Here is a 14,499-nt window from a genome sequence, read left to right as displayed (position 1 = left end):
TACGCGGATGTTAAAACTACAACGTTTTAGTTAATAAAAAACCTGCTTTTTTATTAAATTGATAATCAAAAAAGGGAATTATTATTAATTGTCTTGTTTTTTAGACGTTTTAACGCTGATGAATTCAGGCAATGTTTCATCTTTTTTTTCCTGTTTTTCAGGGCTTGGATTTTTCTCTGTTTTTTTAGCATTTGTAAATAAGCGTTGAAGCAATTCCTTAAACGTATCAAAATCCACATTATAAGAAATACCCACGCCTTGGGTATACCCTATTTCTTCTCCAAAATTACGAATACTATTTTCTCGATTGAACACTTTTGCCCGCAAGGTACCTTCTTCATTCAACAAGAAATCAACCTGTACGTCACCAGCTATGACCGTTTGTGTTTCACCACCTACAGGAACACCCACTTTACCGTTTATAAGTACACGGTCACTTATTTGGGTTTGCAATGTTAAATCTACCCTATCATCTGTTTTGTAATCTGGCCTGTTTTCACCTACCTCATAATTAAGCCCGATGTTAAGCTTACTGTCACCACTTGTAAAAATACCATTGATAATACCATTGAGGCGTTCAGCAATGGTTCCTGAAAAGTTCAATTCACTTAATCCTCTAGAAAATGAGCCGGTTGATAACAAATACAGTGCTTGGTTCTGTCTATCATCTTTAGATTCTAATCTATAATTTAACTCAGATTTTACGGTTGAATTCACATTAGGAAATTCAAACTCAAAACTTGGATCTGGTTGTTCCAGCTCTCCCGTTAAATTAATATTTAGTTCAACTGGAATACTTTTATTGATAGGGTTATCCAACAACGGCGATGGATTGGCCTGGGTTTTATATACCGCCTCCATATTGATTCGGGCTTTTAAAGGATCTCCATCCCAAGCTAGTGTTCCGCCGGGTTGAACAATGAATTTTTTACCAATTAACCCACCATAGGCAAAATTGTAAACACCTTCAAACACAGAAAAGTCACCGTAAATATTAAATTTACCGTTGGTGTTTATTTCAACCAACATACCGCCTCGTCCACGACCTTTAAGTGCATGTCCGGTATTTTTATTGATAATGATTTCAATTTCTGCATCTTCGGTAATGTCCAAATCAAAATCGAGTTCCAACCCTTTTATATTATCAAAATTAAAATCCATGCCATTAACCCGAGCTTGCTTTTCTTCAGGTGTCAAGAAATGTATATAGGAATTATCCCCAAAGGATTCAGTGTCATTTAAAGGAATTTTAAACACGGTTCCTGCTTTGGTTTCTCCGTTAACATTTATGGTCAACTGGTCTGCAGGTCCCCTGATTTTTGCGTTACCACCAACAAAACCGGTTCCGTAATATAAAGCATCTTCAGTTTCGGTAGTATTTAACACTAATAATCTAGGCGTATTTAAATCAAAATCCATGCTCCAATCTGAGAGGTTAACATGGCTTAAAACTCCACTAAGTTCTCCTTTTGATTTGAATTTAGTATCTGTGAGTTCTAATTTGTTAAATATAAAACTTTGATCTTTTAGCTTTACAACGGTGTTATTGGCAATGGCATAATCCACATTGAGATATGGGATTCTAAATCCGCCATTGTTGACCTCTAGACTACCGGTTATATCAGGTTTTTTTAAATTGCCTTTCACATTGGCTTGACCTGTTACCGTGCCTCTAATGTTGTTTAAAACGTCATGCAACAGCGGGTTTAATGGCTGTAAATTGAATTTATTAAAGTTCAAATCCACATCAATGTTAGACTGACTATCTGTTACATTAATGTTTCCGGTAGCACTAAACGATTTTGAAAAGTCATCCTTGATGGTAACATTTACCAAGTAATTGGTCAAGGTTTGATTGCCTTCAATATTGGCATCAAAAGACCCTAATTCAAAATCATTTACTTTAAAATCATCAATGGTTACTGTTGAATTTGGTAAATAACTGCCATTTTTTTGAAGGATATCCAGTTTACCATTTACATTTCCTGCAAGTGACAAGCTATCTATATCCGGAACTATCTTGGCTAGGTCAACATCCTTGAATTTAAGCCTTACATCTTTTTGGGTGGAATCTTTTATAAATCCAGACAATAAAATTTCCTCATTGTTATGATTGACCCTGATTTTATCAATGTTAAATGACGTCAAATCTTTATTGAACGATATCTTATTGAAATTATCTTTGGCTTCGTTTATAAACCAAACATGGTCTTTTATAGTGACATCGGACTTTTTAAAACCTATAACCGATTGGTTTTCTTCATTGATGGTATGATAAAAACTCAGATTATAACTGTCCTTGTTTTGCTTTCCGCCGTTAAACTCAGAACGCATAAATAAGGTGTCATTAACCGTGACATTAATCAAGTTAAATTTTGATACGTTGTAGTATTTTGTCTTGATGCTATCAACCTCTACATAGGTGTTAAAAAGCGGGTTGTTATTATCAACTTGCAATTCTATGTTTTGGGCAAAATTATCAAGATATTTTATTCCAGGTGATTTAAACGTTAATTTAAAGCCTTTCTCATTACTTTCAACCTGACCTTTTATAAACGTATTTTTTCCAAGCTTGATTTCAGGATAAAACACTTCAATAATTTTATTATAAATTTTAAAATTAAATTTTAAGGATTGGTTTTTTTCAACCATATAAGGTATGTAGTTAGTGTATATACTTCCTACAGCATTTTTGAACAATTTACCCAAATCATTAAAAACAAAGTGACCACTAAGGCTGCCTTCCATAATGTCCGGTGAATTTATTTCAATATATCTTGTATCATCAACAAACCGAGAGGAAATGGCAAACTCATCAAAATAATAAGTATCTACTTGATTTTTGTAAGATGTATTCTTAAATGCCACTTGCCCATAAGCATCGTCTAAACTACTGGCATTCATATTCATTTTAACATTACTTTGGAATATTGAAATGCTATCGTTTTTTACAAAGTTCAAATCTTTAAGATTGGCATAAAATACTTTGGCTTCAAAATCATATTTCTTAACTTTTTCTGAAAAATCAACAAGACCGGTAAAATTAAGTTTTAAATTATTGTCGTTTACTATAAGATTACCATCAAATATTCTATTCCTAACATTTCCTGCTACTTTAATGTTTTTGTAATTGTAATGGTTGAACTCTAATTGATAGATATCCCCTTTTACTTGTGTGTTAATGGTTTCAGCAACAAATCCGTTACCATCAACATCCAGATTCAAGGATGCTTTTCCAACATTGGGATCGTTCATGAGCACACCTAAATCAAAATCCTTGAAAATGATATTTCCGGTGTATGAAGCATTATCAATATTGTTGACCCTGCTCATGCTTAAATTCGAATTAACAAAACCCAGTTCTGTCTCAATTTCCAAATCAGCGTTTATTGTTGACGGAGTTACTTCAGATTGCCCAACTAAAGTGAATTTACCCAACCTATCAAATGATGATGGAATAGAGGCTCCTAAAACGTTTGGAAGTAAGGCTTTTAAATCTTTATAGGTAGATGATAGATTGCTGAATCTACCAAACATATAAAAATTATTTTCCTCTTGATTGAATAAATTTTTAAAGTTAAAGTCTCCAACAATTCGCGAATTGGTACTGGTGTTGAGATATAAATTATTGGCATGCAAGTCATTTAATGTGCCCGATAAATCAACAGTAAACTTAGCATATTGGTTATCGCCAAACTCATCATAAAATGTATTAAGCTCATTAAGAAGTATGTTTGAATCTTGAAAATGGGCAGATACTTTAACCTTATCCTCAAAAAATTTAAAATCCTCACGATTATAAGAAAATTTGACATTTCCCTTTAAAATGGAATTCTCGGTCTTTATCTCAAGATTATCAAAGGTCATATCCGTCAAAGTATATGAAAAATTGGTCATCATATTTTTGATGGTCACACCCCTACTATCCTTGAGCGCTAGGGTATTTATCCTGGCACTAACGTCGCTACCATTGATTAAGAAATTGGTGGCATTGATATTTAAATTACTGAAATCAAGTTTTTTGGGATTTTCTTTGTTTTCATCCGATAACATAAAAATACCATCATATATAGAAACATCGCTTGATGAGAGTAAAAAGCCACTCTTCTCTTTTCTGGGATTGTCATCTTCAAACTTGGCTACAAAAATATCCAGATTGGTATCTTCAGATCCTTTATATTTTTTGATATTGAACAGCAGGCCATAAATATCAATATCACCAAACACCAATTTGCCCTTATATAAGTTTCTGAAATTTAAAATAGACGTATTCAGTTCTGTGATATTTATTAATGTATCTTGTTTGTAATCTTCAATATAAATGTTTTTAAGCTCAACATCACCATTAAACTGTAATCCAACTTTATCAATGTTTATGTGTGTTCCAAAAGAGTCGTTGAGTTTTTTTGTAGCGTAGTTCCCTAGACTTGTTTGAACGGCTGGAATAGAAATTATCAACACCAAAATGATGAACAACAGCAACAAAACCGCTGCTATCTTTGATATTATTTTTAGAATTTTTTTGATAATTTTTAAAGTTATGATTTTATTGAGAAAAAACTACTTTTGTATCTACGAATAAAAAAACTTGACAGACTTTTATCTAAGTTCAAAATTAACAATTATTGTGCCTAATTCTAAGTAATGGCTGAACAAAATATTTTTATACTAGGAATTGAGTCATCCTGCGATGATACGGCTGCTAGTGTAATACACAATGGTAAAATTTTAAGCAACGTTATAGCCAATCAAAAAATCCATGAAGAATACGGTGGCGTTGTGCCCGAATTGGCCTCCAGAGCCCACCAGCAAAACATTGTCCCGGTTGTTGCACAAGCCTTGGCCAAAGCCAATATCACCAAGGATAAACTTCATGCTGTAGCGTTTACCCGCGGACCAGGATTAATGGGGTCGCTTTTAGTTGGAACCTCATTTGCCAAATCATTGGCCTACGGTTTAAACATCCCATTAATTGACGTAAACCACATGCAAGCCCATATTTTAGCGCATTACATAGAAGAAGAAGGTTTTAATAAACCGCCTTTTCCGTTTTTGGCCATGACCATTTCTGGTGGCCATACACAAATTGTTAGGGTTAACAGCTATTTTGATATGACAGTCATTGGTGAAACCATTGATGATGCCGTTGGCGAGGCTTTTGATAAAAGTGGGAAAATATTGGGTTTAGGATATCCTGCCGGACCAGAAATAGATAAAAGAGCCAAGTTAGGAAACCCAAAAGCCTTTAAATTCACTAAACCAAAAGTGGATGGATTGAATTTTAGTTTCTCTGGCCTGAAAACAGCTATTCTATATTTTGTTCAAAACGAGACAAAGAAAAACCCACGTTTTATTGAAGACAACCTGAATGATATTTGTGCCTCTATTCAATATACCATCATTGGCATATTGATAGATAAGTTGAAAACAGCCTCAAAACAAACTGGTATCAAACATATAGCCATTGGTGGAGGCGTATCGGCTAATTCGGGAATTAGACAAGCTTTAAAGGATGGCGAACAAAAATTTGGCTGGACAACCTATGTCCCAAAATTTGAATTTACAACCGATAACGCCGCCATGATTGCCATAGTAGGGTATCTAAAATATCTGGAAGGTGATTTTTCCAAACAAACTGTCACCGCTTCGGCGCGATTAAAAATATAAGATGCAGCTTTTTTATAATCCAAACATAACTGAAACCACTACACAATTTTTTTTTGACAAAGAAGAAAGCAGGCATATTGCGAAAGTATTGCGAAAAACGGTTGGCGATATACTGCATATAACCAATGGAAACGGTTGGTTATTTACTGCCGAAATTGTGATTTCTGATATAAAGAATTGCATGGCAACTGTTGTTTCAAAAGAATTCAAAAGAAAACATAATTACACGTTACATCTGGCCGTTGCACCAACCAAAATGAATGACCGTTATGAATGGTTTTTAGAAAAAGCCACTGAAATTGGTATTGACAGCATCACCCCTATTATCTGTGACCACAGCGAACGAAAGGTTCTCAAGCTTGATAGATTTGAAAAAATTTTGCAATCAGCCATGAAGCAATCCCTAAATTGTTATCTGCCCAAACTCAATGAAGCGATTACCTTTAAAGAGTACATTGAAAAATCGCATAACGGGCAATTATTTATAGCGCATTGCGAAGAAACCGATAAAAAATCCTTAAAACAGCAATTACAACCCAATCAAACCGTTACCATTTTAATTGGTCCAGAAGGTGATTTTAGTGTTAAAGAAATTGAAACCGCTCTTGCAAATCATTTTATTCCTGTAACTTTGGGAAATACCAGATTGCGAACAGAAACAGCTGCTATTGTGGCCTGCCATAGCGTAGCGTTTGTAAATCAAGACTAATATGAAAAAGGTAGTCCTACTTTTAACTTTTAACTTGACACTTTTAACTTTAAGCGCCCAAGAGATTGCCTTGTTAAAATACAAAGGCGGTGGTGACTGGTATGCAAACCCAACCTCCCTGCCCAATTTAATTGCATATTGCAATATCAATATTGGAACAAAAATAAATCCAAACCCACAGACTGTTGAACCTGGAAGTACAGACATTTTTCAATTTCCGTTTCTGCACATGACCGGGCACGGTAATGTGTTTTTTAGTGATGACGAAGCTGAAAACCTCCGTAATTATCTCATGTCGGGCGGTTTTTTACATATTGATGACAACTATGGCATGCAACCCTATCTTGATAAGGAACTTAAGAAAATTTTTCCTGACCAAGATCTTATTGAACTTCCTGCAAATCATCCTATTTTTAGTGCGGCTTATTCGTTTCCTAACGGACTACCAAAAATCCATGAGCATGACGGAAAACGCGCTCAAGCGTTTGGGCTTTTCTACAAGGATAGATTGGTCTTGCTCTTTACCTATGAATGCGATTTAGGTGATGGTTGGGAAGATGAGGACGTTCACAATGATCCCATTGAAGTCAGGGAAAAAGCCTTGAAAATGGGTGCCAATATCATTACATACGTTTTTGAGCATTAACTCCTGATTTTATTAAAAACTAATTATTCCAATTGCAGCTCAACCATTACAATACAAACTTTAAAAAGCAAACGTTTCCTATTACTTTAGTGTCTGAAAATGTGACCAATGCATCCAATATTGGCAGTTTGTTTAGGATAGTCGATGCGTTTGGAATTGAAAAGCTCATACTTTGTGGAGAACACATCAATTTAGGAAGAAAAATGACCAAAACCTCAAGAGCTACTGAAAAAGTAGTTAACTATGAATTGCACAATTCTGCTTTAGAAGTGGTTGAATCATTAAAGAATAGCAAATTTCAAATTATTTCTTTAGAAATCACTAACCAAAGCAAACCAATTCATTTATTTGAATTTTCAAAAGAAACCCCCATAGCACTGATTATTGGCGATGAAAATTTTGGTGTTTCAGAAGCTATTTTAAATCTATCAGATGCTCAAATTCATATAGACATGTTTGGTCAAAACAGCAGTATGAATGTTGTACAAGCTACAAATATTGCGTTATATGAAATCACAAAGCAACTTTTGTAAACCGTTTTCTTATATTTACTAAATGAATTCAAAAACCATAGCAAACGGTATATTAAGGGCATTAGGGATTGTTCTTGGAATAGCCTTGGTATTTTATTTTTTTTACAAAATAGAATCGGTTATCGTTTACATAGCCATCGCCGTTGTTATTTCTTTAATTGGCAGGCCAATTGTTATGTTTTTACAAAATAAGCTTAAATTTAAAAACACCATTGCCGTTATAGTCACCATGCTGCTCCTTTTGGGGTGTTTTGTGGGATTGGTACTTCTTTTTATTCCTTTAATTGTTGAACAAGGGCATAATCTGTCGCTTTTGGATATAGAAAAATTGCAGACCAACATTGAAAGTCTTTATGAACAGGTTATTTCATATTTTCAAGTTAATAACATCAATATCGAGCAATCCTTTGAAAGCTCTAGCTTACTTTCAAAAATAGATTATTCCATCATTCCTGATTTTTTAAACTCTGTTATTAGTGGATTGGGAAGTTTTAGCGTTGGACTGTTTTCGGTTCTATTTATATCCTTTTTCTTTTTAAAGGACAGCAAGCTGTTTGAAAATGGTGTTTTGATTTTTATTCCAGAATCCAAGGAAACCCGTTTAACAAATTCATACAACAAAATCAAGGATTTGCTTTCCAGGTATTTTGTGGGTCTTATTTTTCAAATTTTAATCCTTTTTATAATTTATACTACCGGGTTACTAATTGTAGGTGTAGAAAATGCGGTTGTGATTGCCTTTTTGTGTGCCTTACTTAACCTTATTCCATATGTTGGGCCTTTGGTGGGCGGTTTTTTAATGCTCACTTTAACGATGACCAGTAATCTTGGTCAGGATTTTTCTGAAATTATCTTTTCAAAAACCATTTGGGTTTTCGTGGTTTTCATCTTCGGGCAATTGGTAGACAATTTTGGCAGCCAGCCCTTTATATTTTCCAAAAGTGTCAAGTCGCATCCATTGGAAATCTTTTTGGTTATTTTAATTGCTGGCATTCTGTTTGGTGTAATTGGGCTTATAGTCGCTGTTCCTGCTTATACAGCTATAAAGGTGGTTTTAAAAGAGTTTTTATCTGAAAATGAAATCGTAAAAAAACTTACTAAAGACTTATAGTATAAGTTTGAATAAATATATTTTAAATACTGATATTCAAAATTTTATAAATAATAATATTGATTCTGATATAACTTCAATTTTATTAAAAGGCACGTCATTTAATTCAGTAAGCACGAAAGCTATTATTGAACAAATTGAAGCCAAAAAAAAATGCAAAACAAAATTACCAACCTGGTTTCAAACCAAAAATATTTATTATCCCAACAAATTAAACATTGAGCAATCCTCATCAGAAATAACTGCGGACTATAAATCAAAATGTATTGAAGGAAACACCATTATTGATATTACCGGTGGATTTGGAGTGGATTGTTATTATTTTTCAAAACGGTTTAAAGATGTTGTTCATTGTGAATTAGAAACCCATCTATCTGAACTTGTTGCCAATAATTATAAACAACTTGGAATTGATAACATTCAGACCCAAGCCGTTGACGGAATTGAATTTTTAAAACAAACCACAAAACCATTTGATTGGGTTTATGCAGATCCATCAAGACGCCATGAAAGTAAAGGAAAAGTATTCTTTTTAGCTGATTGTTTGCCCAATATACCTGAGCATTTAGATGTTATTTTTAATCATACCAACAACCTGATAGTCAAAACGTCTCCTTTGTTGGACTTAACCATAGGAATCAATGAGCTTAAATTTGTAAAAACCATTCATGTTGTTGCGGTAAATAATGAAGTTAAAGAACTACTTTGGATTTTAGAAAATCATTACACTGATAAAATTGACGTGAAAACCATAAATATTACAAAAGAGCAAGAGTTTCATTTTGATTTTTTTATGGAAGATGAAAAAAACTTGGAGTCAAGTTATTCAAAACCACTCACCTATTTATATGAGCCCAATGCAGCTATTTTAAAAGCGGGGGCTTTTAATTGCATTTGCAAGCAGTTGCCAGTATATAAAATTCAAAAACATACACATCTATATACCAGCGAACAACTAATTGATTTTCCAGGTAGACGTTTTAAAATATTGGACATACAATCGTACAATAAAAAAACACTTCAAAAATCAGGAATAAAAAAAGCCAATATTACAACAAGAAACTTTCCTGAAACAGTTCAACAAATCAGAAAGAAATTTGCAATACAAGATGGTGGAAATGTCTACTTGTTTTTTACTACGGATTATGATTCAAACAAAATTGTCATTGTAACCTCAAAATCATATGAGGCATTAGGGCAATAATCGTTTTTGTTTTTCACTCTTCATTATATCTTTGATGGTTTTAAAAAGCTGTATTTTGAGCTTTCTGTATTCTTTAAAATACCGTTTGACCAAAATCAGCAAGTCTCTATGCTCTTCTTTATAGGCCGCTTCTTCTTTTAATTGGTTCTTGCCATCTACCATTATTTTAAGTTCCTTTTCATGAACAATAATAGCATTGATAAGCTCTTGGTTTTTAAGGCGAAGTGCTTTTAAAAGCTTTACAGTATCCTTACTTTTTGAGAAGTTTTTTGAATCAATCAGTTGAAGGGTAAACAGTTTTATTAAATCTTCAAAGAAACGCTCTTCATCTTTAATAAACTTTAATTCAGAAAGCCATTTTACAGACTCCTCGTGCATCATTTCAGCATTAAGCCATTCTATGTAAACTGGTGATGTTTTAACTACTTTCATGGCTGCTTTGAATTAGAAAAAAAAGACAGAAAGCAATATCCTTCCATTATTACCTTCTGCCTTTCAAAAAATTGCTATAAAATAATTAGGATAAATTTAATCACTTTACAAGTGAAAAAAAATGACAAAAGTCAGGTTTTGTACATTTTAAAAGAGGTCCTATTCATGCAACACCAAAAACGGAATGTCTGTGTGATAGCTGATTTGCTGAACGGTGGGATGAAATAATATGCGTTGAAAATAATTTAAATTTTTAGCAACCATAGTGATTAAATTTACGCCATGTGCTTCAACAAAAGATTCTATTGCGTCCTCAATATGATTATTAGTTAAATGGTAAAAATTATAATTGTTATTGGCAAAATAATCTTCTAAATAACCTTTGTTGATTTGCTGGTCTAAATTTAATTTACTCCCTTTTTTGTTGATGTGCAACACACTAATTGCTGCTTTGTGCTTTTCAAGTATCTCCAATACTGGTTTTAACAACTTTGTTGAATAAAATGAAGAGAAATCTGTTGGGAACGCAATTTCTTTTGGGTCTGAATATTTAGCATTTTCAGGGACTACCAGTGTAGAGCAGTGCACACGAGTTATAACGTCGCCCGTGTTGCTTCCTATAATCAATTTTTTTAACCCAGAAGCACCTTTGGTTCCCATTACAATCATATCAATTTTATTTTCAGAAACATGTTTTCTAATGGAGTCAATAAAATAGTTGCAATCTGATAATGTAAAAAAGTGATGCTCAGTTTTTAATGATAAGGTATTGATACGGTTTAAGAGTTCTGTTAACTGTGTTTTTGAAGGTTTTACAAAAGCTTCATTAATCACGCTTTGGGTTGGTATATAGGTGGTTTCAACACCAACAAGGGTATTGATGGTATTAACATGCAAAAAGTAAAAATTACATGGCGTACCTTCAAAAAAATTGAGTGCATAAACAATGGCATTCCATGAATTTTCTGAAAAATCGGTTGGTATTAAAATGTTTCTCATTTCATCGCATCAATTAAGAAACAAAAATATGTGCAAGATGTAACTCAAAAAATGATATTAATCATATTTGGCCTGCGATGTGCATTTTGATAAGTTGGATATTAGTTTATTTGCTGAAGCCTTTCAAGGTCCAAAATCTTAATGTTTCTGGCCTCAATTTCAATAAGACCATCTTTTTTAAAACTTGATAAAGTTCTAATCAACGTTTCTGTGGCAATGCCAGCAACACTGGCTAGGTCATTTCTTGAAATTCTGATGGCTTCTCCTGATTTATTATTTAATTTTTCAGCAAACTTGAGAATTGTTGATGCTGTTTTTTTGTTTACAGAACTGTAGGCCATATCCAACAACTGGTCCCTGGCTCCAGAAAGGTCATCCGTTAACAATTGAATAAGCTCTAGTGTTATTTTGTGGTTATTATCCAATACGTCCTTTAATTCTTGCTTGGAAACCCCTACCAGTTCAGTATCTTGTATGGCTGTGGCCGATTCTTGGTATGGAATATTTTGCATGAATGATGTATATCCAAACAATTCATCCTCTTGGTACAAATTAGTGGTAAGCTCTTTACCATCTTGGTCAAACTTGAAGTTTTTAACAACGCCTTTACGTATCAAATAAATGTAATTGGAATTGTTTCCTTCTTCATAAATAATATCGCCTTTTGAATAATGAAATGTTTTTCCATTATCATCAAAAAAATTCTTTAAATCGTTTAGGGTTCTTATTTCATCTTGAGCGCTATCATTTTCATCAGTGCCTTTTTGTAAGCGCTCGTCATGTAGTATTGCTACTTTGGCCAAACGGCTTTCTATGGCACTGACAAGTTCTGTTTCATTAAATGGTTTTGTGATATAATCATCTGCACCAAGATCCATGCCCTTTCTAATATCTTGTCGTTCTGTCTTGGCTGAAAGGAAAATAAACGGAATGTATTTAGTAATCTCGTTTTTTGACAAAGTTTCCAAAACACCATAGCCATCAAGTTCTGGCATCATGATATCGCACACTATAACATTTGGCATATACTTTTTGGCTACCTCAACCCCAGCTCTACCATTAGATGCTGTTTCTACATGATATCCTGATAATTCCAAAAGTTCTGCTGTGTTTTCCCTTAGAACAATATCGTCTTCTATCAATAATACTTTTTTCATTTTATAGCTGTATTTGGTATGGTTACAGTAAATCTGGTTCCTTTGCTTTCTTCACTGGCAAACTTAATGTTTCCTCCTAAATTTTCTAAATGTGTTTTTACAATATTTAATCCTATTCCGGTTCCTTGGGTCAATAAGGCATTTTCTGCCCTAAAATAACGATTAAAAATATTTTTTTGGTCCTTTTCTGGAATTCCAATACCTTGATCAGTGATGTCAAATGTGGTCTTTTCATAATTTTGCCTCACATCAATATCAATAACCGTGTTTTCTGGCGAATATTTTATAGCATTATGTATTAAATTGGATAACGTGAGCTCAACAATTTTTTCATCTTGATATAAGGACATGTCGTCAATATTATCAGGATATTTTATTTTTTGACCTTGCTTTAATAACAGATTACAATTATAAACAACTTCATTGAGCACTTTGCTTAGTTTAAACTCACTATAGTTGTATTTTATTTTTCCTGTTTCCAACTTGTCAATGGATAAGAAATCATTTAAAATATTGTTGAGGTAATGTACGCGGTCTGTAATGGTTTTTATATGTTTATCCCTATTTTCTTGTTGTTCGGTAAGTTTATACTTTCCCAAAAGCATTGTTGAGGTTAAAATACCGCTTAAAGGTGTTTTAAATTCGTGTGATACCAATGATAAGAATTTAGTTTTAAGCTCGTTGAGTTCTATCTCCTTTTTCAAGGCTTTTTTGGTCTTTCTTTCGGCTTCAATACGCTTTTTATTTTCCTCCTCTAATTCTTGGTTTAAAACTTTTAACTCACTAACGGCATTGCTAAGCTCTTTTGTGCGTTTCAAAACTTTTTCCTCTAGTTGCATGTTCAATTCCAAAATCTCCTGTTCCTGCTTTTTTCTGATTGAAACATCAATTACCAAGGCCATTACATACCGTTCCCCATAAATCTCAAAAGGGTTAAGACCAATTTCTACGGGAAACATAGTAGAATCCTTTCTTATTCCGTTAAGATCACGACCAATACCCATTTTTCTGCTGACATCTTCCTTGATAAAATTTTTAAAATATTTGTCATGGCCTGTATGATATTTTTGTGGAATTAGTGTGTTGAGATGCTTGCCAATAAGTTCTTTAGGGGCATAACCAAACATTTGTTCAACCGAAACATTGGTTGCTACAATATTTTGAAAATCATCAACAACAATAACACCTTCGGAAACAGCTTCAAAAAGTATATTAAAAACATCCTGGTCTTTACGAAACATCTCGTTATTTTGGTTGAAATTGATTGATTAAAAATACGAAAAATAAACAAAGTTCCTAAAAAGAAAGTATTACAACGCCTGACTAATTAAATTATATGTTGTACTTGAATTTGTAATCTATTGATTACACGATTGTTGATGTTTTAAATTTGTTTTACTACACATGTTTTTTTATGATTTTTATCATAGTATAAAACCATAATTATTGATACATTTCAATTCACCAAATTGTTAAAAGAATTGATTTATATTTCAAATTTATACCAACCGTCATGATAGACAAGATGACTCATAAAGAATCTACAAAAACACTTACCGATCATTATATTGGCCATTTAGCCTATCTTCATGGAGATACACCTTACATAGTTCCTGTAACTTATTATTATGACACTTCTGAAAATGCCATTATTAGTTACTCAGGTGAAGGCCATAAGATAAAGGCTATGAGAGCCAACCAATCTGTTGCTTTTCAAATAGAAAATATTGAATCACTGAATAATTGGATGTCGGTTTTGGTTCATGGCACTTTTGAAGAACTCAATGGCAGTGCCGCTAAAATGTATTTGCACAAATTTGCCCAACATGTTAAAAACCTTATGGCCAGACAAAAAGGAATAGACACCAAGGCTATTGATTCCTTTTCAAGTAAAATAAATTCTGGAAACATTCCAATTGTATACCGCATCAACGTTCAGGATATTATTGGAAGACAACGAACATCTTAACACCAAGTTTATAATCATTACAATTTGTTTTTATTCTAAAATTATATTTACATTTATTATTAATATGATTTC

The 14,499-nt window shown here is 33.2% G+C and carries 12 protein-coding genes; 7 read left to right on the top strand and 5 right to left on the bottom strand.

The genetic code is table 11. From position 1 onward, the window contains the following. Nucleotides 1–84 precede the first annotated feature (84 nt). Entirely contained in the window at nucleotides 85–4,461 is a 4,377-nt protein-coding gene (locus IEW94_RS11660) for a translocation/assembly module TamB domain-containing protein (RefSeq protein WP_188653724.1), read from the bottom strand. A gap of 183 nt (nucleotides 4,462–4,644) precedes the next feature. Between IEW94_RS11660 and tsaD the strand changes: the two genes are divergently transcribed. Genes tsaD through IEW94_RS11630 form a run of 6 tightly spaced genes read left to right on the top strand, consistent with a single transcriptional unit; the run spans nucleotide 4,645 to nucleotide 9,870 of the window. Further along, nucleotides 4,645–5,667: a tRNA (adenosine(37)-N6)-threonylcarbamoyltransferase complex transferase subunit TsaD gene (gene tsaD, locus IEW94_RS11655; RefSeq protein ID WP_188653206.1), complete on the top strand. Its 1,023-nt coding sequence runs from the start codon at nucleotides 4,645–4,647 to the stop codon at nucleotides 5,665–5,667. Between the two features lies 1 nt (nucleotide 5,668). Continuing rightward, entirely contained in the window at nucleotides 5,669–6,376 is a 708-nt protein-coding gene (locus IEW94_RS11650; RefSeq protein ID WP_188653204.1) for a 16S rRNA (uracil(1498)-N(3))-methyltransferase, read from the top strand. A gap of 1 nt (nucleotide 6,377) precedes the next feature. Then, complete coding sequence (locus tag IEW94_RS11645; RefSeq protein ID WP_188653202.1) at nucleotides 6,378–7,022, top strand: DUF4159 domain-containing protein; 645 nt, start codon at nucleotides 6,378–6,380, stop codon at nucleotides 7,020–7,022. A gap of 32 nt (nucleotides 7,023–7,054) precedes the next feature. Next, a complete protein-coding gene (locus IEW94_RS11640; protein ID WP_188653200.1) occupies nucleotides 7,055–7,555 on the top strand; it encodes a TrmH family RNA methyltransferase in 501 nt (166 codons plus the stop codon). Between the two features lie 22 nt (nucleotides 7,556–7,577). Further along, on the top strand, nucleotides 7,578–8,666 hold the full coding sequence (locus IEW94_RS11635; RefSeq protein ID WP_188653197.1) for an AI-2E family transporter: 1,089 nt from the start codon (nucleotides 7,578–7,580) through the stop codon (nucleotides 8,664–8,666). Nucleotides 8,667–8,673: 7 nt separating this feature from the next. Further along, entirely contained in the window at nucleotides 8,674–9,870 is a 1,197-nt protein-coding gene (locus tag IEW94_RS11630; protein ID WP_188653195.1) for a THUMP-like domain-containing protein, read from the top strand. Here IEW94_RS11630 and IEW94_RS11625 read toward each other — a convergent pair. The 4 genes from IEW94_RS11625 to IEW94_RS11610 all read right to left on the bottom strand — a co-directional run bounded on the left by IEW94_RS11625 (nucleotide 9,859) and on the right by IEW94_RS11610 (nucleotide 13,699). Continuing rightward, the gene (locus IEW94_RS11625) at nucleotides 9,859–10,302 is read right to left on the bottom strand and encodes a hypothetical protein (protein ID WP_188653193.1); all 444 of its coding nucleotides are present in this window, start codon (nucleotides 10,300–10,302) and stop codon (nucleotides 9,859–9,861) included. The genes IEW94_RS11630 and IEW94_RS11625 overlap by 12 nt on opposite strands. 159 nt (nucleotides 10,303–10,461) lie before the next feature. After that, nucleotides 10,462–11,301: a universal stress protein gene (locus IEW94_RS11620; RefSeq protein ID WP_188653191.1), complete on the bottom strand. Its 840-nt coding sequence runs from the start codon at nucleotides 11,299–11,301 to the stop codon at nucleotides 10,462–10,464. A gap of 101 nt (nucleotides 11,302–11,402) precedes the next feature. Next, nucleotides 11,403–12,458 (bottom strand): response regulator, encoded by a 1,056-nt coding sequence (locus tag IEW94_RS11615; RefSeq protein ID WP_188653189.1) that lies wholly within the window; start codon nucleotides 12,456–12,458, stop codon nucleotides 11,403–11,405. Then, nucleotides 12,455–13,699 carry a PAS domain-containing sensor histidine kinase gene (locus IEW94_RS11610; protein WP_188653187.1) on the bottom strand — a complete coding sequence of 415 codons (1,245 nt, stop codon included), beginning with the start codon at nucleotides 13,697–13,699 and terminating at the stop codon, nucleotides 12,455–12,457. Before IEW94_RS11610 ends, IEW94_RS11615 begins: the two co-directional genes overlap by 4 nt. A gap of 272 nt (nucleotides 13,700–13,971) precedes the next feature. On the opposite strand from IEW94_RS11610, the gene IEW94_RS11605 reads away from it, so the two are divergent. Beyond that, on the top strand, nucleotides 13,972–14,427 hold the full coding sequence (locus IEW94_RS11605; RefSeq protein WP_188653184.1) for a pyridoxamine 5'-phosphate oxidase family protein: 456 nt from the start codon (nucleotides 13,972–13,974) through the stop codon (nucleotides 14,425–14,427). Nucleotides 14,428–14,499 lie beyond the last annotated feature (72 nt).

Source organism: Yeosuana aromativorans, assembly GCF_014646655.1.
Lineage (GTDB): Bacteria > Bacteroidota > Bacteroidia > Flavobacteriales > Flavobacteriaceae > Yeosuana > Yeosuana aromativorans.
Note: the sequence above shows the minus strand (reverse complement) of the source record. Positions and strands in the feature narration are given on the sequence as shown.

Coding starts and splice junctions, on each gene's coding strand:
- tsaD (WP_188653206.1), top strand. CDS start 4,645: ATGGCTGAACAAAATATTTTTATACTAGGAATTGAGTCATCCTGCGAT.
- IEW94_RS11650 (WP_188653204.1), top strand. CDS start 5,669: ATGCAGCTTTTTTATAATCCAAACATAACTGAAACCACTACACAATTT.
- IEW94_RS11645 (WP_188653202.1), top strand. CDS start 6,378: ATGAAAAAGGTAGTCCTACTTTTAACTTTTAACTTGACACTTTTAACT.
- IEW94_RS11635 (WP_188653197.1), top strand. CDS start 7,578: ATGAATTCAAAAACCATAGCAAACGGTATATTAAGGGCATTAGGGATT.
- IEW94_RS11625 (WP_188653193.1), bottom strand. CDS start 10,302: ATGAAAGTAGTTAAAACATCACCAGTTTACATAGAATGGCTTAATGCT.
- IEW94_RS11620 (WP_188653191.1), bottom strand. CDS start 11,301: ATGAGAAACATTTTAATACCAACCGATTTTTCAGAAAATTCATGGAAT.
- IEW94_RS11615 (WP_188653189.1), bottom strand. CDS start 12,458: ATGAAAAAAGTATTATTGATAGAAGACGATATTGTTCTAAGGGAAAAC.
- IEW94_RS11610 (WP_188653187.1), bottom strand. CDS start 13,699: ATGTTTCGTAAAGACCAGGATGTTTTTAATATACTTTTTGAAGCTGTT.
- IEW94_RS11605 (WP_188653184.1), top strand. CDS start 13,972: ATGATAGACAAGATGACTCATAAAGAATCTACAAAAACACTTACCGAT.